Origin of the sequence: Streptomyces sp. NPDC012637, from assembly GCF_042954805.1 — a bacterium.
Taxonomy (GTDB): Bacteria; Actinomycetota; Actinomycetes; order Streptomycetales; family Streptomycetaceae; genus Streptomyces.
In genome coordinates this window covers 817245-843953 of record NZ_JBIBDS010000003.1, presented here as the reverse complement: position 1 = coordinate 843953, position 26709 = coordinate 817245, and the positions used below count along the sequence as shown (strand labels likewise).

The 26709-nt window shown below is 71.9% G+C and carries 26 protein-coding genes; 9 read left to right on the top strand and 17 right to left on the bottom strand.

Going from position 1 to position 26709, the window contains the following annotated elements:
- Positions 1–46: 46 nt before the first annotated feature.
- Complete coding sequence (locus tag ACFY8W_RS16900) at positions 47–2611, bottom strand: FHA domain-containing protein (RefSeq protein WP_391105474.1); 2565 nt, start codon at positions 2609–2611, stop codon at positions 47–49.
- 297 nt (positions 2612–2908) lie between these two features.
- Here ACFY8W_RS16900 and serB point away from each other — a divergent pair, with 297 nt between their 5' ends.
- The gene (gene serB / locus ACFY8W_RS16895) at positions 2909–4156 is read left to right on the top strand and encodes a phosphoserine phosphatase SerB (RefSeq protein WP_391105472.1); all 1248 of its coding nucleotides are present in this window, start codon (positions 2909–2911) and stop codon (positions 4154–4156) included.
- 175 nt (positions 4157–4331) lie between these two features.
- Here the strand turns inward: serB and ACFY8W_RS16890 are convergent, their stop codons facing one another.
- The 4 genes from ACFY8W_RS16890 to ACFY8W_RS16875 all read right to left on the bottom strand — a co-directional run bounded on the left by ACFY8W_RS16890 (position 4332) and on the right by ACFY8W_RS16875 (position 6742).
- Positions 4332–4850, bottom strand: a complete 519-nt coding sequence (locus ACFY8W_RS16890; RefSeq protein ID WP_391105470.1) for a histidine phosphatase family protein — start codon at positions 4848–4850, stop codon at positions 4332–4334.
- A 35-nt stretch (positions 4851–4885) separates the two neighbouring features.
- Positions 4886–5089 (bottom strand): hypothetical protein, encoded by a 204-nt coding sequence (locus tag ACFY8W_RS16885; RefSeq protein ID WP_391105468.1) that lies wholly within the window; start codon positions 5087–5089, stop codon positions 4886–4888.
- 160 nt (positions 5090–5249) lie between these two features.
- Positions 5250–5366 carry an SGM_5486 family transporter-associated protein gene (locus ACFY8W_RS16880; RefSeq protein WP_391105466.1) on the bottom strand — a complete coding sequence of 39 codons (117 nt, stop codon included), beginning with the start codon at positions 5364–5366 and terminating at the stop codon, positions 5250–5252.
- A 17-nt stretch (positions 5367–5383) separates the two neighbouring features.
- Complete coding sequence (locus ACFY8W_RS16875; RefSeq protein WP_391105464.1) at positions 5384–6742, bottom strand: CynX/NimT family MFS transporter; 1359 nt, start codon at positions 6740–6742, stop codon at positions 5384–5386.
- A 63-nt stretch (positions 6743–6805) separates the two neighbouring features.
- Here ACFY8W_RS16875 and ACFY8W_RS16870 point away from each other — a divergent pair, with 63 nt between their 5' ends.
- Entirely contained in the window at positions 6806–7501 is a 696-nt protein-coding gene (locus tag ACFY8W_RS16870; RefSeq protein WP_391105579.1) for an FCD domain-containing protein, read from the top strand.
- Here the strand turns inward: ACFY8W_RS16870 and ACFY8W_RS16865 are convergent.
- The 3 genes from ACFY8W_RS16865 to fabG all read right to left on the bottom strand — a co-directional run bounded on the left by ACFY8W_RS16865 (position 7489) and on the right by fabG (position 9558).
- Entirely contained in the window at positions 7489–7884 is a 396-nt protein-coding gene (locus ACFY8W_RS16865; protein WP_391105462.1) for a hypothetical protein, read from the bottom strand. The genes ACFY8W_RS16870 and ACFY8W_RS16865 overlap by 13 nt on opposite strands.
- Before the next feature lie 176 nt (positions 7885–8060).
- Positions 8061–8837 (bottom strand): enoyl-ACP reductase FabI, encoded by a 777-nt coding sequence (gene fabI, locus ACFY8W_RS16860; protein WP_391105460.1) that lies wholly within the window; start codon positions 8835–8837, stop codon positions 8061–8063.
- Between the two features lie 4 nt (positions 8838–8841).
- Positions 8842–9558 (bottom strand): 3-oxoacyl-[acyl-carrier-protein] reductase, encoded by a 717-nt coding sequence (gene fabG, locus ACFY8W_RS16855; protein WP_391105458.1) that lies wholly within the window; start codon positions 9556–9558, stop codon positions 8842–8844.
- Between the two features lie 186 nt (positions 9559–9744).
- Between fabG and ACFY8W_RS16850 the strand changes: the two genes are divergently transcribed.
- From ACFY8W_RS16850 to tyrS, 3 genes are read left to right on the top strand one after another with little or no spacing between them, the layout of a single operon-like run.
- On the top strand, positions 9745–11277 hold the full coding sequence (locus tag ACFY8W_RS16850; protein ID WP_391105456.1) for a metallopeptidase TldD-related protein: 1533 nt from the start codon (positions 9745–9747) through the stop codon (positions 11275–11277).
- Positions 11274–12677: a metallopeptidase TldD-related protein gene (locus tag ACFY8W_RS16845; protein WP_391105454.1), complete on the top strand. Its 1404-nt coding sequence runs from the start codon at positions 11274–11276 to the stop codon at positions 12675–12677. Before ACFY8W_RS16850 ends, ACFY8W_RS16845 begins: the two co-directional genes overlap by 4 nt.
- Positions 12678–12731: 54 nt before the next feature.
- The gene (gene tyrS, locus ACFY8W_RS16840; RefSeq protein ID WP_391105452.1) at positions 12732–14000 is read left to right on the top strand and encodes a tyrosine--tRNA ligase; all 1269 of its coding nucleotides are present in this window, start codon (positions 12732–12734) and stop codon (positions 13998–14000) included.
- A gap of 87 nt (positions 14001–14087) precedes the next feature.
- On the opposite strand, the gene ACFY8W_RS16835 is transcribed toward tyrS, so the two are convergent.
- Positions 14088–14363, bottom strand: coding sequence for a GlsB/YeaQ/YmgE family stress response membrane protein (locus ACFY8W_RS16835; RefSeq protein ID WP_391105450.1), 276 nt, complete (start codon positions 14361–14363; stop codon positions 14088–14090).
- A gap of 169 nt (positions 14364–14532) precedes the next feature.
- Between ACFY8W_RS16835 and ACFY8W_RS16830 the strand changes: the two genes are divergently transcribed.
- Together ACFY8W_RS16830 and ACFY8W_RS16825 are read left to right on the top strand one after the other, a co-directional pair.
- Entirely contained in the window at positions 14533–14949 is a 417-nt protein-coding gene (locus ACFY8W_RS16830) for a DUF3099 domain-containing protein (RefSeq protein ID WP_391105448.1), read from the top strand.
- A gap of 195 nt (positions 14950–15144) precedes the next feature.
- Positions 15145–15366: a hypothetical protein gene (locus tag ACFY8W_RS16825; protein ID WP_391105446.1), complete on the top strand. Its 222-nt coding sequence runs from the start codon at positions 15145–15147 to the stop codon at positions 15364–15366.
- Here ACFY8W_RS16825 and moaA read toward each other — a convergent pair.
- From moaA to ACFY8W_RS16810, 3 genes are all read right to left on the bottom strand, one after another.
- A complete protein-coding gene (gene moaA, locus ACFY8W_RS16820) occupies positions 15349–16338 on the bottom strand; it encodes a GTP 3',8-cyclase MoaA (protein WP_391105444.1) in 990 nt (329 codons plus the stop codon). The genes ACFY8W_RS16825 and moaA overlap by 18 nt on opposite strands.
- Positions 16339–16713: 375 nt before the next feature.
- Positions 16714–18354, bottom strand: coding sequence for a sodium/solute symporter (locus ACFY8W_RS16815; RefSeq protein WP_391105442.1), 1641 nt, complete (start codon positions 18352–18354; stop codon positions 16714–16716).
- On the bottom strand, positions 18351–18770 hold the full coding sequence (locus ACFY8W_RS16810; protein ID WP_391105440.1) for a DUF485 domain-containing protein: 420 nt from the start codon (positions 18768–18770) through the stop codon (positions 18351–18353). The genes ACFY8W_RS16815 and ACFY8W_RS16810 overlap by 4 nt, the downstream gene beginning before the upstream one ends.
- Before the next feature lie 272 nt (positions 18771–19042).
- Here ACFY8W_RS16810 and ACFY8W_RS16805 point away from each other — a divergent pair, with 272 nt between their 5' ends.
- Together ACFY8W_RS16805 and ACFY8W_RS16800 are read left to right on the top strand one after the other, a co-directional pair.
- Positions 19043–20584, top strand: coding sequence for a S8 family serine peptidase (locus tag ACFY8W_RS16805; protein WP_391105438.1), 1542 nt, complete (start codon positions 19043–19045; stop codon positions 20582–20584).
- A 77-nt stretch (positions 20585–20661) separates the two neighbouring features.
- The gene (locus ACFY8W_RS16800; protein WP_391105436.1) at positions 20662–21963 is read left to right on the top strand and encodes a CoA transferase; all 1302 of its coding nucleotides are present in this window, start codon (positions 20662–20664) and stop codon (positions 21961–21963) included.
- Between the two features lie 12 nt (positions 21964–21975).
- Here the strand turns inward: ACFY8W_RS16800 and ACFY8W_RS16795 are convergent, their stop codons facing one another.
- The 5 genes from ACFY8W_RS16795 to ACFY8W_RS16775 form a co-directional block, all read right to left on the bottom strand.
- Positions 21976–23019 (bottom strand): zinc-binding dehydrogenase, encoded by a 1044-nt coding sequence (locus ACFY8W_RS16795; protein ID WP_391105434.1) that lies wholly within the window; start codon positions 23017–23019, stop codon positions 21976–21978.
- A 14-nt stretch (positions 23020–23033) separates the two neighbouring features.
- Positions 23034–23246 carry a hypothetical protein gene (locus ACFY8W_RS16790; protein WP_391105432.1) on the bottom strand — a complete coding sequence of 71 codons (213 nt, stop codon included), beginning with the start codon at positions 23244–23246 and terminating at the stop codon, positions 23034–23036.
- Positions 23247–23442: 196 nt separating this feature from the next.
- Complete coding sequence (locus tag ACFY8W_RS16785; protein ID WP_391105430.1) at positions 23443–24156, bottom strand: VIT1/CCC1 transporter family protein; 714 nt, start codon at positions 24154–24156, stop codon at positions 23443–23445.
- 24 nt (positions 24157–24180) lie between these two features.
- Positions 24181–25407, bottom strand: coding sequence for an amidohydrolase family protein (locus tag ACFY8W_RS16780; RefSeq protein ID WP_391105428.1), 1227 nt, complete (start codon positions 25405–25407; stop codon positions 24181–24183).
- A complete protein-coding gene (locus ACFY8W_RS16775) occupies positions 25404–26687 on the bottom strand; it encodes an amidohydrolase family protein (protein WP_391105426.1) in 1284 nt (427 codons plus the stop codon). Before ACFY8W_RS16775 ends, ACFY8W_RS16780 begins: the two co-directional genes overlap by 4 nt.
- Between the last annotated feature and the right edge of the window lie 22 nt (positions 26688–26709).

The following is a 26709-nucleotide window of genomic DNA, read 5'->3' as shown; positions in this document are numbered from 1 at the left end:
GCGGCACCCCGTGCGGGTGCCGCCCTTCGGGCGTGGCCGGAAGGCCTTACTTGCGCATGACCTCGGGCTCGTGGCGGCGCAGCAGCCGTGCGACGAGGACGCAGCAGACGGTGGCCATCAGCAGCTGGATGCCCAGGTCGAGGCTCCACTGGCCGATCGTGTGCTCCCACAGCGGGTCGGTGTTCGTGGGGTCCTTGTGGTCCCACGGCGGCATCAGGTGCGCCAGGTCGAGCGTGGTGCCGGCGCCGGCGATGCCCCAGCGCGACGGCATCAGCCAGGCGAACTGCTCCAGGCCGGGCGAGCCGTAGACCTGGAAGAGGATGCCGGTGAAGACGACCTGGATGATCGCGAACATCACGAGCAGCGGCATGGTCTTCTCGGCGGTCTTCACCAGCGAGGAGATGACCAGGCCGACCATCATCGAGGTCAGGCCGAGCGCGATGACCTGGATGCAGAGCTCGACGGCCGGCGGCATGAACAGCCCCTCCTCCGGCAGCTCGCGGGTGGAGAAGCCGATGCCGCAGATGATCACGCCCTGGAAGGCGGTGATCAGGCCGAGCACGATGACCTTGGACATCAGGTACGCGGAGCGGGACAGGCCGGTGGCGCGCTCCCGCTCGTAGATGACCCGTTCCTTGATCAGTTCTCGTACGGAGTTGGCGGCGCCCGAGAAGCACATGCCCACCGCGAGGATCAGCATGATCGTGCCGGCGTCGCCGTTGAAGCGGGACGGCGGCTTGGGCCTGCCGAGGCCGAAGTCGGCCGGGATGACCACGGACACCGCGCCGAGCACGGCCGGCAGGATCACCATCAGGGCCAGGAAGCCCTTGTCGGAGGCGATCACCGACACGTACCGGCGGATCAGCGTCCACAGCTGGGAGCCCCAGCCCTGCGGCTTGGGCGGGCGGGCGAGCGCCTGCTGGGCCTGGTGCGGCAGCTGGACCGGCTGGGCGGCGACGGCGTCGATCTCCGCCGCGTACATCTGGTAGTGCTGCGAGCCCTTCCAGCGGCCCGCCCAGTCGTAGTCGCGGTAGTTCTCGAAGGCGGAGAAGACGTCGGCCCAGGTGGAGTAGCCGAAGAAGTTCAGCGCCTCCTCCGGCGGGCCGAAGTACGCCACCGAGCCGCCGGGCGCCATCACGAGCAGCTTGTCGCACAGGCCGAGCTCGGCCACCGAGTGGGTGACGACGAGGACCGTGCGGCCGTCGTCCGCGAGGCCGCGCAGCAGCTGCATGACGTCGCGGTCCATGCCCGGGTCGAGACCGGAGGTCGGCTCGTCCAGGAAGATCAGCGAGGGCTTGGTCAGGAGCTCCAGCGCGACGGAGACGCGCTTGCGCTGGCCACCGGAGAGGGAGGTGACCTTCTTCTCCTTGTGGATGTCGAGCTTGAGCTCGCGCAGCACCTCGCCGATCCGGGCCTCGCGCTCGGCCTCGGCGGTGTCGCCGGGGAAGCGGAGCTTGGCCGCGTAGCGCAGCGCCTTCTGGACCGTCAGCTCCTTGTGCAGGATGTCGTCCTGCGGGACCAGGCCGATGCGCTGGCGCAGTTCGGCGAACTGCTTGTAGAGGCTGCGGTTGTCGTAGAGGACGTCGCCCTGGTCGGCGGGCCGGTAGCCGGTGAGCGCCTTGAGGAGGGTCGACTTGCCGGAGCCGGACGGGCCGATGACGCCGATGAGCGACTTCTCCGGGACGCCGAAGGTGACGTCCTTGAGGATCTGCTTGCCGCCTTCGACCGTCACCGTGAGGTGGCGGGCCGAGAAGGAGACCTCGCCGGTGTCGACGAACTCCTCGAGCTGGTTGCCGACGATCCGGAAGGTCGAGTGACCGACGCCCACGATGTCGTTGGGGCCGATGAGGACGGTGCCGTTCTTGGCGATCGGCTGACCGTTGACGTACGTGCCGTTGTGCGAGCCGAGGTCGCGGATCTCGAAGCGTCCGTCGGGCGTCGCGTGGAACTCGGCGTGCAGGCGCGAGACCTGGAGGTCGGAGACGACCAGTTCGTTCTCCAGCGCACGACCGATGCGCATCACCCGGCCGAGGTTCAGCTGGTGGAAGGTCGTGGGGCTGCGGTCGCCGTGCATCGGCGACGCGCCCTGCGGGCCGGCCTGCGGCACGGCCTGCTGGTGCGGGACCTGCGGCGGCGCCTGGTGCGGCGGCTGCTGCTGCCACCCCTGCTGCGGGGCGTGCTGCTGCGGAGCCTGGTGCTGCGGCGGGGCCTGGTGGGTCATCTCCTGATGCAGCCCGTGGTGGGCGGGCTGCTGTGCTGCCTGCGGTGCCGGCTGCTGGTGCGGCACCTGCTGCTGGGCCGGCGCTCCGGCGGCGGCGAGGTTCAGCCGCGGCCCGTCGGTGGCGTTGCCGAGGTTGACGGCCGAGCCGGGGCCGATCTCCACCTGGTGGATCCGCTGGCCCTGTACGAACGTGCCGTTGGTGGAGCCGTGGTCCTCGATGACCCAACTCCGGCCGCCCCAGCTGATGGTGGCGTGTCGCCACGAGACCCTGGCGTCGTCGATCACCAGGTCGCCCTGGGGATCACGACCCAGGGTGTACGACCTGGACGGATCGAGGGTCCAGGTCCTTCCATTCAATTCCAGTACGAGTTCTGGCACTCCATGCCCCACTACTTGTCCCCCGATGCACCCCCGTCGTCGGGAGCCCAGGGATGGTGAACATCCTGGGGAACTATTTCAGGCCCCGGCCCGTATCCGAAAGTCGGGCCACGTGAAGAGCTTGCGCATGCCCGACAGATCACGTAAGCCCGACCACCGGACTCCTCCGGACGGCGCCGGTGGCGGCGTCCGTGGCGCTCCGCCCGCACCCCGGTGGCGCCGGCCGTGGCCGGTGTGCGGCCAGGTGGGTGTCCGGCAGGCGGGACGGGGGGTGGAGTGGCACCCGGTGCCCGATACGGTGGAAGCACCATGAGCGCATCGCAGACCCCAGACGTTCCCACCACGGGCGTTCCCGCCTCGGACGTTCCGACCCTCCTCGTCAAGATCTTCGGGAAGGACCGTCCCGGGATCACCGCCGGACTCTTCGACACCCTCGCCGCGTACTCCGTCGACGTCGTGGACATCGAACAGGTCGTGTCCCGCGGCCGGCTCGTCCTGTGCGCGCTCGTCACCGAGCCGACCGTCGCCGGCCAGGGCGAGCTGCGGGCGACCGTGCACAGCTGGGCCGAGTCCATGAAGCTGCAGGCCGAGATCATCTCGGGCACCGGTGACAACCGGCCGCGCGGCGAGGGCCGCTCGCACGTCACGGTGCTCGGCCATCCGCTGACCGCCGAGCAGACGGCGGCCATAGCGGCCAGGATCGCGGAGGCCGGCGGCAACATCGACCGCATCTTCCGGCTGGCCAAGTACCCGGTCACGGCCGTCGAGTTCGCCGTGTCCGGCTGCGAGACGGAGCCGCTGCGCACCGCGCTCGCCACGGAGGCGCACTCGGTCGGCGTCGACGTGGCGGTGGTCTCCGCCGGGCTGCACCGGCGGGCCCAGCGGCTCGTGGTCATGGACGTCGACTCGACGTTGATCCAGGACGAGGTCATCGAGCTGTTCGCGGCGCACGCCGGCTGCGAGGACAAGGTCGCCGAGGTGACGGCGGCGGCGATGCGCGGCGAGCTGGACTTCGAGCAGTCGCTGCACGCCCGCGTGGAACTGCTCGCCGGCCTCGACGCGTCCGTGGTGGACAAGGTCCGCGACGAGGTACGGCTGACGCCCGGGGCCCGGACCCTGATCCGCACCCTCAAGCGGCTCGGCTACCAGGTGGGCGTCGTCTCCGGCGGCTTCACCCAGGTCACCGACGACCTCAAGGAGAAGCTGGGGCTCGACTTCGCCCAGGCGAACACCCTGGAGATCGTGGACGGCAAGCTGACCGGCCGGGTGACCGGGATGATCGTGGACCGGGCGGGCAAGGCGCGGCTCCTGCGCCGGTTCGCCGAGGAGGCCGGGGTGCCGCTGGCGCAGACGGTCGCGATCGGTGACGGCGCGAACGACCTGGACATGCTGAACGCGGCCGGGCTCGGCGTGGCGTTCAACGCGAAGCCGGTGGTGCGCCGGGCGGCGGACACCGCCGTCAACGTGCCGTTCCTGGACACCGTGCTCTACCTGCTGGGCATCACCCGCGAGGAGGTCGAGGCGGCGGACGGCGGGACGGGCGAGCTGCTGCACTGAGCCGGACAGCCCGGTACGGAGAGGGGCCCGGTCGTCGCAGGACGGCCGGGCCCCTTCGCGTACGGGCGCACCCCTTCACGTACGGCGGACCCTTCGCGTACGGGCGCACCCCTTCACGTACGGCGGACCCTTCGCGTACGGGCGGACCCCTTCGCGTACGGGCGCGGGAGGCCGGTCAGTCGTGCGGCGTCCAGAAGTCGACCAGGGTGCCCACGCCGGGCTCGACGGACTTCCAGGAGCCGTTGAAGGACAGGACGGCGAAGGCGGAGGTCGGGAAGCCGGACCGGTTCATCCGGGTCTGGGTGTCGCCCTCGGCGCCGCCGGCGAGGATCTCCGCGAGGCCGTGCATCCCTGGGTTGTGGCCGATGAGCAGCAGGTCGTCGACGGTCTCCGGGGTCTCGTTGATCACGGCGATGAGCTCGCCGGGCGAAGCCTCGTAGATCCGCTCCTCGTACACCGTCTTCGGGCGCTCGGGCAGCTCCTGGACGGCGAGCTTCCAGGTCTCCCGGGTCCGGACGGCGGTCGAGCAGAGGGCGAGGTCGAAGCCGATGCCGGTGTCGGCGAGCCTGCGGCCCGCGACGGGGGCGTCGGTGCGGCCACGCTCGGCGAGCGGGCGCTCGTGGTCGGAGGTCTGGGGCCAGTCCGCCTTGGCGTGTCGGAGCAGCACGATCCTGCGGGGTGTGTCGACGCTCATGCTGGACAGCTTCGCACGAAACGGCCCGGGCCGACTCAGGGAGAGAGCGTCTGCCGGAGGTGCTGCAGGAGGCCGCCGACACCGGGGTCACCGCCCATCGCCTGGGCGTCTCCCGATCCCGTGACGAGGAGGAAGAGGGCGACGAACGCGGCGGCGGGAAGGGCGAGCGCCCACCAGGGCAGCCGGGTGTCGACGCCGGTCCGCCGGACCTGTGCACCGGTGTGGGTTCGCGCCGTCATGGCCGCCTCCGTGGGATGGGATCACCGCGTTCTCCGCGATGAGACCAACGTACGGAGCGGCGGGGCTCCGGCCCATCAGGTGATCCACCCACTTGACCCTGACACTCACCCCCTAGGGGATGGTGGGGACAGCCCCACCCCTCGGGTCAGGGCGGTGGACTCAGGGTGAGGCGATGGACGCGATGACGGCGATGACGACCGTGATGCCGATCATCGCGCCGAAGACGATGAGGAGCTTCTTCTGGCCGTTCGGGGGGTTGGGTTCGAGTACGGGCATGGGGTCAGTCTCGCATCTCAGCGTTCGTCCTCGACCGTCCGGTCCCTGCCCGCGAGGGAACCGACGATCATCTGCGGGACCATCAGGCCGCCCATGAGCGCGATGGGCAGGCCCCAGCCGCCGCTGTGCTGGTAGAGGACGCCGACGAGGAGCGGTCCGGGGATGGAGATGAGGTAGCCGACGCTCTGGGCGAAGGCGGAGAGCCTCACGACGCCCGCGCCGGTGCGCGAGCGCATGCCGATCATGGTGAGGGCCAGCGGGAAGGCGCAGTTGGAGACGCCGAGGAGCAGGGCCCAGAGCCAGGCGCCGTCGGCCGGGGCGAAGTAGAGGCCGGTGTAGCCGCTGAGGCCGCACAGGCCGAGGGCGACGACGATGGGGCCCTGGTTGCGCATCCGGGTCGCGAGTCCGGGGATGACGAAGGCGAGCGGCACGCCCATGACCATGGTGACCGCGAGGAGCACGCCAGCCGTGGAGGCGGGGACGCCCGCGTCGCGGAAGATCTGCGGCATCCAGCCCATGGTGATGTACGCGCCGGTGGCCTGGAGGCCGAAGAAGCAGGCGAGGGCCCAGGCGGTGCGGCTGCGGGTGACGCGGGGGGCGGGCGCGACGGCACCGCGTGCCGCACCCTCGCCGCGTGCCGGTCCCGTGCCGGAACCCTCCGCCCGGCCCGGCCCGCCGGATGCGGCAGCGCCCGTGGCACCGGCGGCCGGCGCCGCTCCGGCGGCGCCGCGGGCGCGCAGCAGCGGCAGCCAGGGCAGGACGGCGAACGCGGCGAGGACCGCCCAGACGCCCAGGCCGAGGCGCCAGTCGCCGCCGAGCAGGTCGGTCACCGGCACGGTCGCGGCGGCGGCGAGGGAGGTGCCCAGGGCGAGGGCCATGGAGTAGAGGCCGGTCATGCTGCCGATGCGGTCCGGGAAGTACGTCTTGACCAGGACCGGCATGAGGATGTTGCTGAGGGCGATGCCCATGAGCGCGAGGGCGCTGGCGGCGAGGAAGGCCGGGGTGCCGCCCGCGAGGGAGCGCAGGACCAGGCCCGCGAGGATCGCGGCCATGCCGGCGCAGACCACGGCCGTGGGCCCGAAGCGGCGGGCGAGGCGCGGGGCGGCGATGCCGAAGACGGCGAAGCACAGCGGCGGGACGGAGGTGAGGACGCCGGCCACGGTGCCGCTCATGTGGAGGCCCGCGCTGACCTCTTCGAGGAGGGCGCCCAGGCTGGTGATGGCCGGGCGCAGGTTGAGGGCGGCGAGGACGAGCCCGACGACGACCAGCCGGGTCACCCAGCGGGCGGGGCCTGCGGGTGCGGGAGAATCGGCGGCGCCCGTGGAGCGCGGCTGCTTCCCGGTGGCCGGGGTGAGTGTCTGGGGCTCGTCAGGCATGGGCCCATCATAGAATCATGGGATGATTGGTTGTCCAATCTCGAACGAATGGGTAGGTGCAGCATGGCCCTCGGCCATCCCCGGCGCAGCGGGCTCTCCGACCAGGTGATCACCCAGCTGCGGAACCAGATCACCTCCGGAGAGTGGCCGGTCGGCACCCGGATCCCGACCGAACCCGAGCTGGTGGAGCAGCTCGGGGTGGCCCGCAACACCGTCCGCGAGGCGGTGCGGGCGCTCGCGCACAACGGCCTGCTCGACATCCGGCAGGGCTCGGGCACCTATGTGGTGGCGACCAGCGAGCTGGCCGGGGTCATGCACCGCAGGTTCGCCGGCTCCGACCCCAGGGACGTGGCCGAGCTGCGCTCCACCCTGGAGTCCTCGGCCGCCCGGCTCGCCGCGCAGCGCCGCACCGACCGGGACCTGAAGCAGATCGACGCGCTGCTGCTGCGCCGCGAGGAAGTGTGGGAGACCGGCGACGCCGAGGAGTTCGTGACGGTGGACGCGGCGTTCCACCACGCCGTCGTGGTGGCCTCGCACAACGAGGTGCTGACCGCGATCTACGCGGACCTGGGGCACGTGCTGCGCGAGTGGCTGCGCGGCGACGTGGGCCGGGAGCTGCGGCCGGAGAACCACATGGACCACGCGCGCCTGGTGGAGGCGATCCGCGAGGGCGACGCGGAGCGCGCGGCGGCGGAGGCGGCGAGCTATCCGTTCCTGTGCCTCAGGAGCCCGGAGCCGGCCCAGCCTCAGGAGCCCTGAGCGGCCGGCTCGTGGGTGATCCAGGCCGAGCGGACCTCTTTCCAGCAGCGGCCGGTCACCTTGGCGTAGTCGGCCGGGCCGACCTCGACGGGCGCGCTGTCGGTGTCCACGTCCCACCAGCGGTCGCACTCCACGTGGAGCCGGACGCGGTCGGTGCGCGGGTACGGGTTCTGGCAGTGGGCGGTGACGGTCGAGCCCTGGACGAGGGTGCGGCAGGAGGCGCCGAAGTCCTCGGGTTCGGCGGCCGCGGGGGCGGTCACGGGGACGTCCTCGCCGGGAGCGGGTGCGGCACGGACCTCGGCGGCGACGCCGAGCCCGGTGAGGCCGGCGAGGAGCGCGGCGGCCGAGGCGACTGCGGCGAACGGGTGGCGCTGGGCAGGCATGTCCGCACCTCCTCCCCATCAGTGGCCGGAGCATCACGCTCTGACCAGTCTGATGCGATTCGCCCGACTTTTCGACTCGGGGCGCCGCAAGCCCCGTAGGAAGCCACGAGGGCCGTGCGCCCGCTCCCCCGAGGAGCGGGCACACGGCCCTCGCAAGCCTTGCCGAGACCGGGGCGTCAGGCGCCGATCGCGTGCAGACCGCCGTCCACGTGGACGATCTCGCCGGTCGTCTTCGGGAACCAGTCGGAGAGCAGGGCGACGATGGCGCGGCCCGCCGGCTCCGGGTCGGACAGGTCCCACGGCAGCGGGGAGCGGCTGTCCCAGACGCTCGCCAGCTCGCTGAAGCCCGGGATGGACTTCGCGGCCATCGAACCGAGCGGGCCGGCCGAGACCAGGTTGCAGCGGATGTTCTGCTTGCCCAGGTCACGGGCCATGTAGCGGCTGGTGGCCTCCAGGGCCGCCTTGGTCGGGCCCATCCAGTCGTACTGCGGCCACGCGAACTGCGCGTCGAAGGTGAGGCCGACGACCGAGCCGCCCTCGCTCATCAGCGGCAGCAGCGCCATCGTCAGGGACTTCAGGGAGAAGGCCGAGACGTGCATGGCGGTGGCCACCGACTCGAACGGCGTGTTCAGGAAGTTGCCGCCGAGCGCGTCCTGCGGGGCGAAGCCGATGGAGTGGACGACGCCGTCCAGACGGTCGCCGAGGTGCTCGCGGACCTGGCCCTCCAGGCGCGCCAGGTGCTCGTCGTTGGAGACGTCGAGCTCAAGGACCTTGACCTTGTCGGGCTGGGGCAGCTTCTTGGCGATGCGCTCGGTCAGCGTCGGCCGGGGCCAGGCGGTGAGGATGATCTCCGCGCCCTGCTCCTGGGCCAGCTTCGCGGCGTGGAAGGCGATGGAGGACTCCATCAGCACACCGGTGATCAGGATGCGCTTGCCCTCGAGAATTCCGCTCATGTGATCAGTGACCCATGCCCAATCCGCCGTCAACCGGGATGACGGCTCCAGTGATGTACGAGGCGTCGTCCGAGGCGAGGAACTTCACCGTGGCGGCGATCTCCTCCGGCTGCGCGTAACGGCCCAGCGGAACCTGCGAGACGATGCCGGCGCGCTGCTCGTCGGTGAGCACCGCGGTCATGTCGGTGTCGACGAAACCGGGCGCGACGACGTTGAAGGTGATGTTGCGCGAGCCGAGCTCCCGGGCCAGGGACCGCGCGAAACCGACCAGGCCGGCCTTGGAGGCGGCGTAGTTCGCCTGACCCGCCGAGCCGAGCAGACCGACGACGGAGGAGATCAGCACGACGCGGCCCTTCTTGGCGCGCAGCATGCCGCGGTTGGCGCGCTTCACGACCCGGAAGGTGCCGGTGAGGTTGGTGTCGAGGACGGACGTGAAGTCCTCCTCGGACATGCGCATGAGGAGCTGGTCCTTGGTCACGCCGGCGTTGGCCACGAGGACCTCGACCGGACCGTGCTTCTCCTCGATCTCCTTGTAGGCCTGCTCCACCTGCTCGGAGTCGGTGATGTCGCACTTGACGGCGAGGAAGCCGTGCTTCTCGAGCTCCGCCGGGTCGCCCGAGCGGTACGTGATCGCGACCTTGTCGCCGGCATCGGCGAACGCGCGGGCGATGGCGAGGCCGATGCCCCGGTTGCCTCCGGTGACGAGAACCGAGCGGCTCAACGGATCACCCTTTCGATAGCGGTCTGGTATGCCGAAAACCTATCGGTCCCTTCCGCGATACGGAGAATCGGGCCCTGACAGTGGCTTCCTGGTGTCGCTGTCGGGTCCCTACAGAAAGGTCTGGGCATCACGCCCGAAAGCACGACATGATCGGAGGCGACCGGTCTCACACGACAGGAGACAGCTGTGCAATCTGGGACCCATTCCCTCGACGAAGCCTTCACCCAGCTTCCGTTGCGGGCGCTGGCCGACGCGGCGCTCGCGCGGGCTCGGGCGCTCGGCGCGGAGCACGCCGACTTCCGCCTGGAGCGGGTGCGCAGTGCCGCGTGGCGGCTGCGGGACGCCAAACCCTCGGGCTCGTCGGACACCACGGACCTCGGCTACGCGGTGCGGGTGGTGCACGGCGGCGCGTGGGGCTTCGCGTCCGGGGTGGACCTGACCATGGACGGGGCCGCGCGGGTCGCCTCGCAGGCGGTGGCCATGGCGAAGCTGTCGGCGAAGGTGATCGCGGCGGCCGGGTCCGACGAGCGCGTGGAGCTGGCCGAGGAGCCGGTGCACGCGGACAAGGTGTGGATCTCCTCCTACGAGATCGACCCGTTCACCATCTCCGCCGAGGAGAAGAGCGGGCTGCTCGCCGAGTGGAGCGCCCGGCTGCTGCGCGCGGACGGGGTGGCGCACGTGGACGCGTCGCTGCTCACCGTCTTCGAGAACAAGTTCTACGCGGACACGGCGGGCACCGTCACCACCCAGCAGCGGGTCCGGCTGCACCCGCAGCTCACGGCCGTCGCCGTGGACGCGACCAGCGGCGAGTTCGACTCGATGCGGACGATCGCGCCGCCCGTGGGCCGGGGCTGGGAGTACCTGACGGGGACCGGCTGGGACTGGGACAAGGAGCTGGACGAGATCCCGGAGCTGCTCGCCGAGAAGATGCGGGCGCCGAGCGTCGAGGCCGGCCGCTACGACCTGGTCGTGGACCCGTCCAACCTGTGGCTGACCATCCACGAGTCGATCGGCCACGCCACCGAGCTGGACCGTGCCCTCGGCTACGAGGCGGCGTACGCGGGCACCTCCTTCGCCACCTTCGACCAGCTGGGCAAGCTGGCGTACGGCTCCTCGATCATGAACGTGACGGGCGACCGGACCGCCGAGCACGGGCTCGCGACCATCGGCTTCGACGACGAGGGCGTCGAGGCGCAGTCCTGGGACCTGGTGAAGGACGGCACGCTCGTCGGCTACCAGCTGGACCGCCGGATCGCGAAGCTGACCGGCCTCGGCCGCTCCAACGGCTGCGCCTTCGCCGACTCGCCCGGCCACGTGCCGGTGCAGCGGATGGCGAACGTGTCGCTCCAGCCGGACCCGGGGGGCCTGTCGACGGAGGACCTGATCGGCGGTGTGGAGCGCGGCATCTACGTGGTCGGCGACCGCTCCTGGTCGATCGACATGCAGCGCTACAACTTCCAGTTCACCGGGCAGCGCTTCTTCCGCATCGAGAACGGCCGCCTGGCGGGCCAGCTGCGGGACGTGGCGTACCAGGCGACGACCACCGACTTCTGGGGCTCCATGGAGCAGGTCGGCGGCCCCCAGACGTACGTCCTCGGCGGCGCGTTCAACTGCGGCAAGGCCCAGCCGGGCCAGGTCGCGGCGGTCTCCCACGGCTGCCCGTCCGCCCTTTTCCGGGGTGTGAACATCCTCAACACCACGCAGGAGGCCGGTCGATGAGCCGCGTCAGCAAGCCGTACGAGATCGTCGAGCGGGCCCTGGAGCTGTCCCGCGCGGACGGGTGTGTCGTCATCGCCGACGAGGAGTCCTCGGCGAACCTGCGCTGGGCCGGGAACGCGCTCACCACCAACGGCGTCACCCGGGGCCGCACCCTGACCGTGGTCGCCACCGTCGACGGCGCCCAGGGCACCGCGTCCGGTGTGGTCTCGCGCTCGGCGGTGACCGCCGAGGACCTGGAGCCGCTGGTACGGGCCGCCGAGGCGGCGGCGCGGGCGGCCGGTCCCGCCGAGGACGCGCAGCCGCTGGTCGGGGGCGTGCCCGCGTCGCCCGACTTCACCGACGACCCGGCCGAGACCGGCTCCGCGGTCTTCGACGCCTTCGCGCCGGCGCTTGGCGAGGCCTTCGCCCGGGCCCGGGCGGGCGGCCGGGAGCTGTACGGCTTCGCCAACCACGAGCTGACCAGCACCTACGTGGGCACCTCCACCGGCCTGCGGCTGCGCCACGACCAGCCGAACGGAACCCTCGAGCTCAACGCCAAGTCGGCAGCGACTGCCGGGGGCCCATCCCGCTCCGCGTGGGCCGGGCGCGCGACCCGGGACTTCACGGACGTCGACCCGGCCGCGCTCGACGCCGAGCTCGCCACCCGGCTCGGCTGGGCGGAGCGCCGGATCGACCTGCCGGCCGGGCGGTACGAGACGCTGCTGCCGCCGACCGCCGTGGCCGACCTGATGATCTACCAGCTGTGGTCCTCGGCGGCCCGGGACGCGGTGGAGGGCCGTACGGTCTTCTCCAAGCCGGGCGGCGGCACCCGGATCGGCGAGACGCTGTCGCCGCTTCCGCTGACCCTGCGCAGCGACCCGCACGCGCCGGGTCTGGAGTCGGCGCCGTTCGTGATCTCCCACGCCTCGGGCGACGACTCGTCCGTCTTCGACAACGGTCTGCCCGTCCCTCCGGTGGACTGGGTACGGGACGGGAAGCTGCACCGGCTGCTCACCACCCGGCACTCCGCGGAGCTCACGAAGCTGCCGATGGCGCCCACGGCCGGGAACCTGATCCTGGACGGCGGCGGCGAGCGCTCCCTCGACGAGATGGTCGCCGCCACCGGGCGCGGTCTGCTGCTCACCTGCCTCTGGTACATCCGCGAGGTCGACCCGGCGACGCTGCTGCTCACCGGCCTCACCCGGGACGGCGTCTACCTGGTCGAGGACGGCGAGGTGGTCGGCGAGGTGAACAACTTCCGGTTCAACGAGTCGCCGGTCGACCTGCTGTCGCGGGCCACCGAGGCGGGCCGTACGGAGAAGACCCTGCCGCGCGAGTGGAGCGACTGGTTCACCCGGGCCGCCATGCCCGCCCTGCGGGTGCCGGACTTCAACATGAGCTCGGTCAGCAAGGGCGTCTGACCCGCCTAGACTGACTGGTGAAATTGTCCCCATGAGCATGAGGAGACGGACGACGTGACCGACATCGTCGACGAGCTGAAGTGGCGCGGGCTCTTCGCCCAGTCCACCGACGAAGAGGCCCTGCGCAAGGCGCTCGCGGACGGTCCCGTCACGTTCTATTGCGGCTTCGACCCGACCGCGGCCAGTCTCCACGTCGGCCACCTGGTCCAGGTGCTCACCGTCCGCCGGCTCCAGCAGGCCGGGCACCGGCCGCTGGCGCTGGTCGGCGGGGCCACCGGTCAGATCGGCGACCCGCGTCCGACCGCCGAGCGCACCCTGAACGACCCGGAGACGGTCGCGAACTGGGTGACCCGGCTGCGTTCGCAGATCGAGCCGTTCCTGTCCTTCGAGGGCGAGAACGCCGCGATCATGGTGAACAACCTGGACTGGACCGCCGGCATGTCGGCGATCGAGTTCCTGCGGGACATCGGCAAGCACTTCCGGGTCAACAAGATGCTGACCAAGGACTCCGTCGCCCGCCGACTGGAGTCCGAGCAGGGCATCAGCTACACCGAGTTCAGCTACCAGCTGCTCCAGGGCATGGACTTCCTGGAGCTGTACCGGCGCTACGGCTGCACGCTGCAGCAGGGCGGCTCCGACCAGTGGGGCAACCTGGTGGCGGGTCTCGACCTGATCCACAAGCTGGAGCCGGAGGCGCACGTCCACGCGCTCGCGACGCCGCTGATGGTGAAGGCCGACGGCACCAAGTTCGGCAAGACCGAGGGCGGCGCCGTCTGGCTGGACCCGGAGATGACCACGCCGTACGCGTTCTACCAGTTCTGGCTGAACGTGGACGACCGTGACATCTCCACGTACATGCGGATCCTGTCCTTCAAGTCCCGCGAGGAGCTGGAGGAACTGGAGAAGCAGACGGCCGAGCGGCCGCAGGCCCGTGCGGCCCAGCGGGCGCTCGCCGAGGAGCTCACCACCCTGGTGCACGGCGCGGACCAGTGCCGGGCCGTGATCGACGCCTCCAAGGCGCTGTTCGGCCAGGGCGAGCTCGCCGGGCTCGACGGGGCGACGCTGGCGGCGGCGCTCTCCGAGCTGCCGCACGCGCGCGTGACGGAGCTGGGCCAGGTCGTGGACCTGTTCGCCGAGGTCGGCCTGGTGGCCAGCAAGTCGGCGGCCCGCCGCACCGTGAAGGAGGGCGGCGCCTACGTGAACAACGTCAAGGTGACCGCCGAGGACGCCGAGGTGTCGTCGGACGACCTGCTGCACGGGCGCTGGCTGGTGCTGCGCCGCGGCAAGAAGAACCTGGCGGCGATCGAGGTCGTCGCCGGCTGACCTCGTGGGCAGGCATGACCGGAGGCCCGGTACGCGCGCTCGGCGCCGTACCGGGCCTCCGGTGTGCCGGGTGTCGGAGGCGGGTGCCTAGGCCCGCTGTCTGTTGCCCTTGATCGAGGCCCAGAGCATGTCGCCGACGCCGACCACGGCGACCGCGCCGATGAGCTGGAAGAGGTGACGGGTCCAGTCGATGCCCTTGGTGTCGTTGACCCCGATCCAGGTCGCCACCGCGTTCCCGAGCACGCTGCCCAGAATGCCGAACACGGTCGTCAGCCAGAGTGGGATCTGCTGCTTGCCCGGAAGGATCGCCTTCGCGATCAGACCGAGGACCAAGCCCACAATGATCGCCCACAACCAACCCATCGTCGCCTCCTCGTGCGCGTGTGTGCCCAGTCTCGGCCTCTCGGCCATACGGCGCATGTCGGACGGTGCCGTACGTGCCCCGGCCTCCTCCGACCGGGACGGCGGGCGTACCGTGGAAGGAGGTCCGGACCGGGGAGGGTCCGGCATGGTTCCCGGGTGGTGGAATGTGATGCGGAAGCGTGGCGGCACCGAGGTCTTCCGGATCACCGGTGCCCGGCAGGGCCTCGCCGACGACGTGCGGGGCCGGCAGCGTCGTTACGTCGTCTCGATGTCGATCCGCACCCTGTCCGTGATCGCCGCTGCCTCGCTGTGGAACGTGGAGCGGCACGTCGCGATCGTGGCGCTGGTGCTCGGAGCTGTGCTCCCCTACATCGCCGTGGTGATCGCCAACGCCGGCCGGGAGAACGCGCCCTCGCTCCCGTCGACCTTCATCCCCACTCCGGTGCTGCCGGCGCTCGGCCCCGGTGATCAGGGCGCGGAGACCTCGGAGAAGGCGAAAACGCAGGCGAATACGACGACGGAAACGGAAGCGGGAGCGGAATCGCGGGCGGAAAGCCCGTACATCCGCAACGATCACGCAGGGTGAAGCAATAGCCAGCGGAATGCTCAGGAAAAGCTCAGATCAATCATGAAGTTCCGCTGCACCGCACCCCATTTCCCGTGACATACTGCCTACGCGCTCCGCATCCCCCGTCGGAGCGACGGACCGATGCCGGGCAGCTCCCCCCGTGGCTGCTCGGCATCGCCCTTGCTGGACAATGATCGGGTGATTCTGGGTCCAGTGAGCGAAGAGAAGCCGATCTGTTCCGCGAAGGGCTGCCGGGCGGACGCCGTCTGGGTCCTCGCCTGGAACAACCCCAAGCTGCACACGCCGGAGCGGCGCAAGACCTGGCTCGCGTGCGAGGAGCACCGCGAACACCTCTCCCAGTTCCTGGGCGTACGGGGCTTCCTGAAGGACGTCGTCCCGCTCGCCGACTGGGACGGGTCAGCCGCCGATCGCTGACATCGGGCGATCGGGCTGGAGGAAGCTCGGGTCGTCCAGGCCCGAGCCGGCCTTCTTGCCCCACATGGCCTTCTGCCAGATCTCGGCGATCACGGCGTCCGGCGCGTCCGAGCGCAGTGCCGCCCGCAGGTCCGTCTCCTCGGTGGCGAACAGGCAGGTGCGCACCTGGCCGTCGGCGGTGAGCCGGGTCCGGTCGCAGGCCCGGCAGAACGGGCGGGTGACGGAGGCGATGACGCCGACGGTGTGCGGGCCGCCGTCGACGACCCAGCGCTCGGCGGGTGCGGAGCCGCGCTCCTCGGAGCCCTCGGGGGTCAGCTCGAAGCGGGTGCGCAGCGACTCCAGGATGTCGCCGGCGGTGATCATCCCGTCGCGCTTCCAGCCGTGCTGGGCGTCCAGCGGCATCTGCTCGATGAAGCGGAGCTCGTAGTCCTGCTCGATCGCCCAGGCGAGGAGGTCGGGCGCCTCGTCGTCGTTGAGCCCGGGCATGAGGACCGCGTTGACCTTGACCGGGGTGAGGCCGGCGTCGCGGGCTGCGGCCATGCCGTCGATCACGTCGTGGTGGCGGTCGCGGCGGGTGAGGGTCTTGAAGACGTCGGGGCGCAGGGTGTCCAGGGAGACGTTCACCCGGTCGAGGCCGGCCGCCTTGAGGGCGGCGGCGGTGCGCTTGAGCCCGATGCCGTTGGTGGTCAGGGACATCTTGGGGCGGGGCTCCAGGGCGGCGCAGCGCTCGACGATGCCGACGAGGCCGGGGCGGAGCAGCGGCTCGCCGCCGGTGAAGCGGACCTCGGTGACGCCGAGGTCGGTGACGGCGATCCGGATCAGGCGGACGATCTCGTCGTCGGTGAGCAGGTCGGGCTTGGCCAGCCACTGCAGGCCCTCTTCCGGCATGCAGTACGTACAGCGCAGGTTGCACCGGTCGGTGAGGGAAACACGCAGGTCGGTGGCGACTCGGCCGTAGGTGTCGATGAGCACGGGGCCCCTCCCCCTTATTCCGGTGGGCATTCCGGTCCGCCGGTCGGCGCTCCGGTTCGCTTCTCGTTCGAGCCTACGTGACCCCTATGACATCGGGCACGGGCCGATTGTCACGAGGACCGGGGCGGGGGGGGGGGGGGGGGGGGGGGGGGGGGGGGGGGGGGCGGGGGGGGGGGGGGGGGGGGGGGGGGTGGGGGGGGGGGGGGGGGGGGGGGGGGGGGGGGGGGGGGGGGGGGGGGGGGGTGTTTTTGTGTGGGTCTGCCCCCTCCGCCCCCTCTTGCGGGGGGGGGGGTGTGTTGGCGCGGGGGGGGGGGGGGGGCGGGGGGGCCCCCCCCCCCCCCCCCCCCCCCCCGGCGGAAGCGGAACGTATACGACTCAGTGCGCTCCGACGCCGGTGAGGGACTTGACCTCCAGCTCCGCGTACTTGCCCTTGTCCGGCTCCTCCTTGGAGAGGACCGAGCCGAGCCAGCCGAGCAGGAAGCCGAGCGGGATGGAGACCAGGCCGGGGTTCTCCAGCGGGAACCAGTAGAAGTCGACGCCCTTGAACATGGAGGTCGGCTTGCCGGAGACGACCGGCGAGAACAGCACCAGGACGACCGCGGAGACCAGACCGCCGTAGATCGACCAGAGCGCTCCGGTGGTGGTGAACCGCTTCCAGAAGAGGCTGTAGAGGATCGTCGGCAGGTTGGCGGAGGCGGCGACGGCGAAGGCGAGCGCGACCAGGCCGGCGACGTTGAGGTCGCGGGCGAGGGCGCCGAGCGCGATCGAGACGACGCCGATGAGGACGGTGGCCCAGCGGGCGGCCCGCACCTCCTCCTTCTCGGTGGCCTTGCCGCGCCGGATGACGTTGGCATAGATGTCGTGCGCGAACGAGGAGGACGAGGCCAGGGTGAGGCCCGCGACGACGGCGAGGATGGTCGCGAAGGCCACGGCGGAGATGACGGCGAGCAGGATCGCGCCACCGGTCGAGCCGGCGCCGCCGCCGATCTCCAGGGCGGCGAGCGGGGCCGCGGTGTTGCCGGCCTTGTTGGAGGCGATGATGTCGCTGTTCTTGAGCAGGGCGGCGGCGCCGAAGCCGAGGACGATCGTCATCAGGTAGAAGGCGCCGATGATGCCGATGGCCCAGTTGACGGACTTACGGGCGGCCTTGGCGGTGGGCACCGTGTAGAAGCGGATGAGGATGTGCGGCAGGCCGGCCGTGCCGAGGACGAGCGCGATGCCGAGCGAGAGGAAGTCCAGCTTCGAGGTCGCGGTGGCGCCGTACTTGAGGCCGGGCTCCAGGAAGGCGTCGCCCTTGCCGCTGTTGGTGGCGGCCGCGCCGAGCAGCTCCGAGACGTTGAAGTGGAACTTCCACAGGATGAGGAAGGTGATCAGGAGCGTGCCGGCGATGAGCAGCACGGCCTTGACCATCTGGACCCACGTGGTGCCCTTCATGCCGCCGATCGTCACGTACACGATCATCAGGACGCCGACGAGGGCGACGATGGCGACCTTGCCGCCGTCGCTGGTGATGCCGAGCAGCAGCGAGACGAGGACGCCGGCGCCGGCCATCTGGGCGAGCAGGTAGAAGATCGAGACGACGATGGTCGAGGTGCCGGCGGCGGTGCGGACGGGCCGCTGGCGCATCCGGTACGCGAGGACGTCGCCCATGGTGAAACGGCCGGAGTTGCGCAGCGGTTCGGCGACCAGGAGCAGCGCGACCAGCCAGGCGACGAGGAAGCCGATCGAGTAGAGGAAGCCGTCGTAGCCGAAGAGGGCGATGGCGCCGGCGATGCCGAGGAAGGACGCGGCGGACATGTAGTCGCCGGAGATCGCCAGGCCGTTCTGGAAGCCGGTGAACTGCCGTCCGCCCGCGTAGAAGTCCGCGGCGCTGCGGGTCTGCCGGCCGGCCCAGACGGTGATGACGAGGGTGGCGACGACGAAGGCCGCGAAGAGCGTGATGATCAGCGGGCGGTGCTCGCTGGTGGCGTTGCCCGCGGCGAGGGGCACGGCCACCGCCTGGAGGGTGCTGCTCATGCGTCGGCCTCCGTACGGGACTCGGTGCGGGTCTCGGTGCCGGGGCGGCTGCCGGACTCCATGTGCTGCTTGATGGCCTCGGCCTGCGGGTCGAGGCGGTTCGCCGCGTGCCGCGAGTAGAGCCAGGCGATGAGGAAGGTGGTGGCGAACTGGCCGAGGCCCAGGATCAGGGCCATGTTGACGTTGCCGAACACCTTGGTGCCCATGAAGCCGCCGGCGTAGTTGGAGAGCAGCACGTAGAGCAGGTACCAGGCGATGAAGGCGATCGTCAGCGGGAAGGCGAAGGAGCGGTAGGTGCGGCGCAGTTCGCCGAACTCGGCGCTCTCCTGCACCTCGGTGAACTCCTCCGTGGTCGGGTGGGCGGGGGCGGCCGGATCCGTGCCGCTCCTGGGCGGCGGCGGTGCGTCGGTAGCCACGGAATCTCCTCGTGACGCGGGTGCGGTGGGCATGGACAAAAGGGGCCTCGCTGGGGTGGGGAGCCGGGGGCTCCGATCGGAGCTCCTCCCCTGCTCAACGGCACGGAACCCATCGCGAAGTGGTTCACGGGAGTGGATTTCTCTTCCTGATCTTCATGAAGTCTTCTCAACTCATTGATGGGCGGGGAAGATCGGCGATAACTTCACTCGTCATGCACCTGCCCGCGCGCAATCGGCGCCCGGGCAGTACATACGGATGATGTGGAGAACCCATGGCTCATCTGGGATCGAGGCGCGGCCGAGTACTCGCTCTGCCGGCCGGCCTCGCGCTCACGGCCTCCCTCGGCTTCCTGCCCGCCGGCGCCGCGTCGGCCGCGGAGCTGAGCGACCTCCCGACGGCCGCCGTCGCCACGAACGGCCCGAAGCTGTCGTACGTCGTCAACATCGACAACAGCCCCTGGACGGGCGCGTCGGTGAAGAAGGCGATAGCCGCCGCCGGCGGCGAGGTGGTCGTGTCCTACGACCGGATAGGCGTGATCGTCGTCCACTCGCAGAACCCGGAGTTCGCGCAGGCGATCCGCAAGGTGCGCGGCGTGGTGTCGGCCGGCGCGACCCGTACGGCGCCGCTGTCGGCCGCGACCGACACCTCCGTGGGCGAGGGTGCGCAGGAGCTCACCCCGGCCGAGGTGAAGGCCGCCGCGGCCGCCGCCACGGACGGGCAGGACCCGATGGAGCCGCTGCAGTGGGACCTGCCGGCCATCAAGGCCGACAAGGCCCACAAGAAGACCCTCGGCAGCAAGAACGTCACGGTCGGCGTCATCGACACCGGTGTCGACGACACCCACCCGGACCTGGCGCCGAACTTCGACGCCGCCGCCTCCGCCAACTGCGTGAGCGGCAAGGCCGACACGACGCCCGGCTCGTGGCGCCCCAACCCGGGCGAGAGCGACCACGGCACGCACGTGGCGGGCACCATCGGCGCCGCCAAGAACGGCATCGGCATCACCGGTGTCGCGCCGGGCGTGAAGCTGGCCGGCATCAAGGTGTCCACGCCCGACGGCTTCTTCTACACCGAGGCCGTGGTCTGCGGCTTCGTGTGGGCGGCCGAGCACGGCATCGACATCACGAACAACAGCTACTACACCGACCCGTGGATGTTCGCCTGCAAGAACGACGAGGACCAGAAGGCCCTCGTCGAGGCGGTCACCCGGGCGACCCGCTACGCGGAGAAGAAGGGCACCGTCAACGTGGCGGCGGCCGGCAACTCCAAGTTCGACCTGGCTGCCGACTCCATCCTGGACAACAGCAGCCCGAACGACACCACTCCGGGCGACCGCGTGATCGACCCGAGGCAGTGCTTCGACTACCCGGCGATGCTGCCGGGCGTCGTGACGGTCTCCGCGACCGGTGCCAAGGACCTGAAGGCGTCCTACTCCAACTACGGTGCCGACGTCATCGACATCGCGGCACCGGGCGGCGACCGCACCGAGTACCAGACCCCGGCGGCGCCGGCGGTCAACGGCCGCATCCTGTCGACCACGGTCAACGGCGGCTACAACTACAAGGCCGGCACGTCGATGGCCTCGCCGCACGCGGCGGGCGTCCTCGCACTGCTGAAGTCGACCCACCCGTACGCGAGCCCGGCGGCGCTGAAGGCGCTGCTGTACGCGCAGGCGGACGAGCACGCGTGCACCAACCCGTACGACATCAACGGCGACGGCACCGTCGACGCCGTGTGCGAGGAGGGCGCGGACAAGAAGAACGGCTTCTACGGGGCCGGCATCGTGGACGCCCTGGACGCGGTCCGCAGGTGACCGCGGCCCTGGTGGCCGAACACGCGTAGGTGAACCGCCCGTGGCACTGAGTGCCACGGGCGGTTCATAGTTCTCCCATGGACACCACAGTGCGTACGGGTACGGAGTTGTTGTGGTCGGCACTGGGCGGCGATCCCGCCCTGCTCGACCGGGTGGGCTACGGAGGCGTCTCCGGGCTGCTGCCGGCCCGGCTGCCGGTCATGGACCTGGCGCGGGCGACGGTCGCGGTCTGCTCGCTGGCCGCGGTCGAACGGGCCGGGCTGCCGGGGCGGGTGCGGGTGGACGACGGGGCGGTGGCGACGGCCTTCGTGAGCGAGCGGCACCTGCGGGTGGACGGGCGCGTGCCGGTGTCCTTCGCGCCGCTCTCGCGCTTCTGGCGGGCGGCCGACGGCTGGGTCCGTACGCACGCCAACTACCCGCACCACCGGGCGGCGCTGCTGAACGCCCTGGGCACGGCCGACTCCGTGGAGGCGGTGGCGGCGGCGATCGCCGAGCGGAAGGCGGTCGAGGTCGAGACGGCGGTGTACGCCGCCGGGGGCCTGGCGGTGGCCCTGCGCACGCCCGAGGAGTGGGCGGCGCACGAGCAGGGCCGGGCGGTGGCGGCGCGCCCGCCGTTGACCCGGGAACGGCTCGACGGGGCGGCGCCGAGGCGGCGTTCCGGCGGACCGCTGCGGGTGCTCGACCTCACGCGGGTCATCGCGGGCCCGGTGGCCACCCGGACGCTCGCGCTGCTGGGCGCGGACGTGCTGCGGATCGACCCGCCGGGCCGTCCCGAGCTGCCGGACGCGCACGCGGACACCGACTTCGGGAAGCGGACGGCGGCCCTCGACCTGGAGAGCCCGTCCGACCGGCGCACCTTCGGCGAACTCCTCGACGCGGCCGACGTCCTGGTGACCGGCTACCGGCCCGGCGCCCTGGACCGCTTCGAGCTCCACCGGCCCGGCCTGGTGGTCGCCCGGCTCTCGGCCTGGGGCGACTACGGCCCCTGGGGTGAGCGGCGCGGCTTCGACAGCCTGGTGCAGGTGGCGACGGGCATCGCGGCCGTGGAGGGATCGGCGACCGAGCCGGGCGCGCTGCCGGCCCAGGCCCTGGACCACGGCACCGGCTATCTGCTCGCGGCGGCGGTGCTCCGCTCGCTGACCGAGCAGGACCGGGACGGCGGCACCCGGCTCGTCCGCCTGGCGCTCGCGCAGACCGGGCACTGGCTGACGCACGGCCTGCCCCGGTACGAGCCGGAGCGGCACCTCAGGGAGTCCGACGGCCCGCTGGGCCGGCTGCGGTACGCGCTCTCCCCCGTGTCGTACGAGGGCGGCCCGGCGGACTGGTCGCGCCCGCCGGGCGTGCCGGGGGCCGACGCCGCGGAGTGGACCACGGCGTGATCCCGGTGGGGACTACGGCTTGACGAGGACCTTCAGGGCGGTGCGCTCGTCCATCGCCTTGTAGCCGCCGGGGACGCCGTCCAGGCCGACGGTGAGGTCGAACACCGGGGAGGGGTCGATCGTGCCGTCCAGGACGTCCGGGAGCAGCTCGGGGATGTAGGCGCGGACCGGGGCGACCCCGCCGTGCAGGGCGATGTTGCGGTCGAACATGACGGACAGGTCGAGGCCGGTGTGGCTGCCGTGCGGGACGCCGACGTAGCCGACGGAGCCGCCGTCGCGGGTGATGTTCACGGCGGTGCGCATGGACTGCTCGGTGCCGACGGCCTCGATCACGGCGTGGGCGCCCTGGCCGCCGGTGAGTTCGCGCACGGCGGCCTCGGCGGCCTCGCCGCGCTCGGCGACGACGTCGGTGGCGCCGAAGGTCCGGGCGATGTCGGTACGGGCGGCGTGGCGGCCGAGGGCGATGATCCGCTCGGCGCCGAGCCGCTTGGCGGCGAGGACGCCGCACAGGCCGACCGCGCCGTCACCGACGACGGCGACCGTGGTGCCCTCGCGTACGCCCGCGCCGAGGGCGGCGTGGTGGCCGGTGCCCATGACGTCGGAGAGCGCGAGCAGCGCGGTGAGCAGGTGGTCGTCGGAGGCGGCGTCGGCGGGCAGCTTGACGAGGGTGCCGTCGGCGAAGGGCACCCGTACGGCCTCGCCCTGGCCGCCGTCGGAGCCGACGGAGCCCCAGAAGCCGCCGTTGGGGCAGGAGGTCTGCAGGCCCTCGGCGCAGTAGTCGCAGGTGCCGTCGGACCAGACGAAGGGCGCGACGACGAGGTCGCCCTTGGCGAAGCCGCGGACGTCCGCGCCGGTCTCCTCGACGAGGCCGAGGAACTCGTGGCCGATGCGCTGTCCGGGCTTCCGGGCGGACTCGCCGCGGTAGGCCCAGAGGTCGCTGCCGCAGACGCAGGCGCGCACCACGCGGACGACGACGTCCGTGGCCTCGTGGATCACGGGGTCGGGCACGTCCTCCACGCGCATGTCGAAGGGGGCGTGGATGGTGGTGGCGCGCATGGGTCCTCGCTGGCTCAGCTGGTTGTACGACGTTCACCGTACATCGCGCGCAGGGCTCCCCCGGTCGGCAGGTACCGCGCCGCGACGTAGGTCAGCATGCCCCGGAATCCGGGCGCGGGCAGCTGGGGCAGGCCGGCGACGTCCGCGGCGATGCGGGTGTCGGATGGCGGGAGGCGGCCGCCGCCGGTGCCGGCGAGCGCGCCGGGCGAGCTCGACCGATAGGCCATCGCGGTGAGCGGCGGCGAGTGTCCGGCGGCCGGGACCGCAGGCCGGCGGGGAGGCCGGGCCGGAGCGCGGTGACGGTGCCCGCCTCCGACGAGCCCGTACGTCGCACCGCCGGCCGGAGCGGCGAGCCCGGGGGACGTGGAGCCGTTCGCACCCGGCCGCCCCACGCGGACCCGGGACGGGCCGAGACGACCCGCCCTAGATCCCCGCCGCCCCCAGCAGCGACCCCGCCCCGTACGTCACCGCCATCGCCAGGGCGCCGCCGCAGACGTTGCGCAGGACGGCGGGGGCGGCCGGGGCCGCGCCCAGGCGGGCGGACCACCAGCCGGTGAGGGTCAGGGCCGCCAGGACGGAGAGGACCGTGATCCAGAGGCGGTGGGAGGCCGGCGGCAGCACGATCGCCAGGAGCGGCAGCAGCGCGCCGACGGTGAAGGCGAGGAAGCTGGCGCCGGCGGCGTGCCAGGGGTTGGTGAGCTCGTCGGGGTCGATGCCCAGTTCGACGCGCGCGTGGGCGCGCAGGGCGTCGCGTTCGGTGAGCTGCTCGGCGGCCTCGCGGGCGACCTCCGGGGACAGGCCGCGGCGGGCGAGGAGCGCGGTGAGTTCGGCGAGTTCGGCCTCGGGCTGCTCGCGCAGCTCACGGCGTTCCTGGGCGAGCGCGGCCTTCTCGGAGTCGCGCTGGGTGGAGACGGAGACGTACTCCCCCGCGGCCATGGACATGGACCCGGCCAGCAGCCCGGCGAGGCCGGCCGTGAGCAGGGCGGCCTGGGATTCCGTGGCGCCCGCCACGCCGACGACGAGGCCCGCGGTGGAGACGACTCCGTCGTTGGCTCCGAGCACGGCGGCCCGGAGCCAGTTGAGCCGGGAGCCGAGGCCGCCGCCGTGGGCCTCGTCGTGTGCGGGGGCTTCAGTCACCCCTGGAGGGTCGCACCCGGTGCGTCACCAGACGCGGACCGACCCGCCCGGTGCGAAGGCGGGGCTGGTCGCGCCTTCGGGCACCTTCTCCAGGGGCCGGGCGACCTCCTCGACCGGTGGGCCGTGGACGGCGGCCAGGCCGTCGAGGAGGGCGAGGTCGAAGCCGTAGACGCGGGCCGCGTTGCCGCCGACCATGGCGGCGACCTCGTCGCGCGGCAGCCCCGCGTAGGCGATGCGCAGGCCCTCGCGGGAGTACGGGGTGGTGCCCTCGTCGTGCGGGTAGTCGCTGCCCCACATGATCTTGTCGAGGCCGATCCGCTCGCGCAGCGGCACCTCGTGCGGGCGCATGAAGCTCGCCCCGACGAAGCAGTTGTCCCGCCACACCTCGCCGGGGCCCTTGCCCATGGACTCGGCGAGCCCGGCGCCGAACTTGGACTCGGCGGTCGACGCCTTCGCCGACGCCGCGACCAGGCGTCCGTGGTAGTAGTCCAGCATGTCGAGCACGCCGGGGATCCAGCCCGAACCCTGCTCGGTCAGGACCAGCTTGAGTCCCGGGTGCCGCCGGAAGGCCCCGCCGAACATCAGGTGCCACAGCGCCCGGTGCGAGAACCAGGTGGTCTCCACCATGAACACCGCCCGCGCGGCCGGTTCGTCGCCGAGCGGCGGCGACGCGGAGCCCCCGTGGTGGTTGACCGGGACGTCGAGCTCCGCGCAGACCGCCCAGATCGGGTCGTACGCCTGCGAGTAGAGCTCCGGTACGGGCGAGCCGGGCGGCACGCCGGGCAGCAGGATGCCGCCGGTGAGCCCGGCCTCGCGGGCCCGGCGGATCTCGGCGACCGCAGCGTCGACGTCGTTGAGGAGGATCTGCGCCACGCCCGCCCGGCGCCCGGGGGCGTCCGCGCAGAAGTCGGCGAGCCAGCGGTTGTGCGCCTGGAGGCCGGCCCAGCGCTGCTCGTACTCGGCCCGGCCCGGCGGCTGGGCCATCAGCGAGGCCTTGGGGAAGAACGGCGGGATGGTGTTGGGGAAGACGACCTCGGCGACGATGCCGTCCGCCTCCAGTTCGCGCAGCCTGCGCCCCGAGTTCCAGTTGCGGTCGGCGGTGTCGGCGAGCAGGTCCTCGTACGGGTTGACGTAGGTCGCCGCCCACGCGTCGAAGTCGTCGTGGTGCTTCTTCGCCAGGTACGGCTTGTAGTCGAGCAGGTCCGCGCCGGCGTGGCAGTCGGCGGAGATGACGGTGTAGCGGTCGGTCATGAGGTGACCCCGATCGCCGGGAAGTCGTGGTCGGTGAGCCAGTGCCGGCCGACCTCGCGGGAGCGGGCCCAGGAGGCCTCGACGGCGGCCTGGTCGGCGCTCTGGCCGAGGTCGGCGGGCGTGGGGCCGATGCGCCGGGCGATCGGCTCCAGCTTCGCGACGTCGAAGCCGAAGACCTCGGCGGCGGCCAGACCGAGGATCCGGCGGGTCTCCGCCACCGGGATGTCGTGGAAGGTGTTCCGCAGCCATGCGCGCGTGTCGGGCCAGGTGCCCTCGGGGTGCGGGAAGTCGGAGCCCCACAGGATGTTGTCGACGCCGATCTCGTAGCGCTGGGCGAGCTCGCGCCGCTTGGTGTTGGTCGCGCAGATGAACACCTGGCGGTCGAGGTACTCGCTCGGCGGCCGCTTCAGTTCGGCGAACGGCGACAGCTTCTTGCCGCCGTGCGCGCCGAGGTAGAGCCGGTCCATGAACCACAGCAGGTTCGGCAGCCACCAGCAGCCGGACTCGGCGACGCCGAAGCGCAGCCCCGGGTGGCGCTCGAAGACGCCGGACCAGAGCAGGAACCACAGCGGCCGGGCTGGCCACCAGGTGACCTCGGAGACGTAGATGCCGAGGTGGTCGCCGTACTCCTCGCGCGGCGCCGCCCCCGAGTGGGTGACCAGCGGCATCCCGGTCTCCGCCGCGGCGGCCCACACCGGGTCGTAACGCCGGTCGTGGTAGGGCGCCTTGTCCACCCACATGGAGGGGATCATCAGTGCGCCGAGCCCGGACTCCCTGGCCCGGTGGATCTCGGCGACGACGACGGCCGGGTCGGCGGTGACCGGCAGCAGGGCGACGCCGCAGTGCCGCTCGGGGTGCCGGGAGACGAACTCGGCGAGCCAGCGGTTGTGCGCCCGGGCGCCCGCCATGCCGAGCTCCGGGTCCTGGTCGCCGGAGAGGCCGAGGCCGACGCCGAAGGGCGCGGCGGTCTGGCTGTCGACGGCGTCCGCGTCGGGGAAGACGACCTCGGCGGCCACTCCGTCGCCGTCGAGCTCCTTGATCCGCTGCGCGGCGTCCCAGCCGCCCCGCAGCCCTTCCTCGTTGTCGCTGAACCACTTGTTCGCGAAGGCCTCGTTGCGCACCCCGAGGCGGGTCATGGCCTCGCGGCGGGCGTCCCGGCCCGCGAGGAAGTCGTCGAAGGCGCGGTGGAAGCGGGAGTCGAGATAGGGCCGGTACTCCTCGGTGGGGAGCCCGGCGTGGCAGTCGGACGAGACGATCAGGTACGGGTCCTCATGGCTCATGGTGCGTACAGCCCCCTCAGGC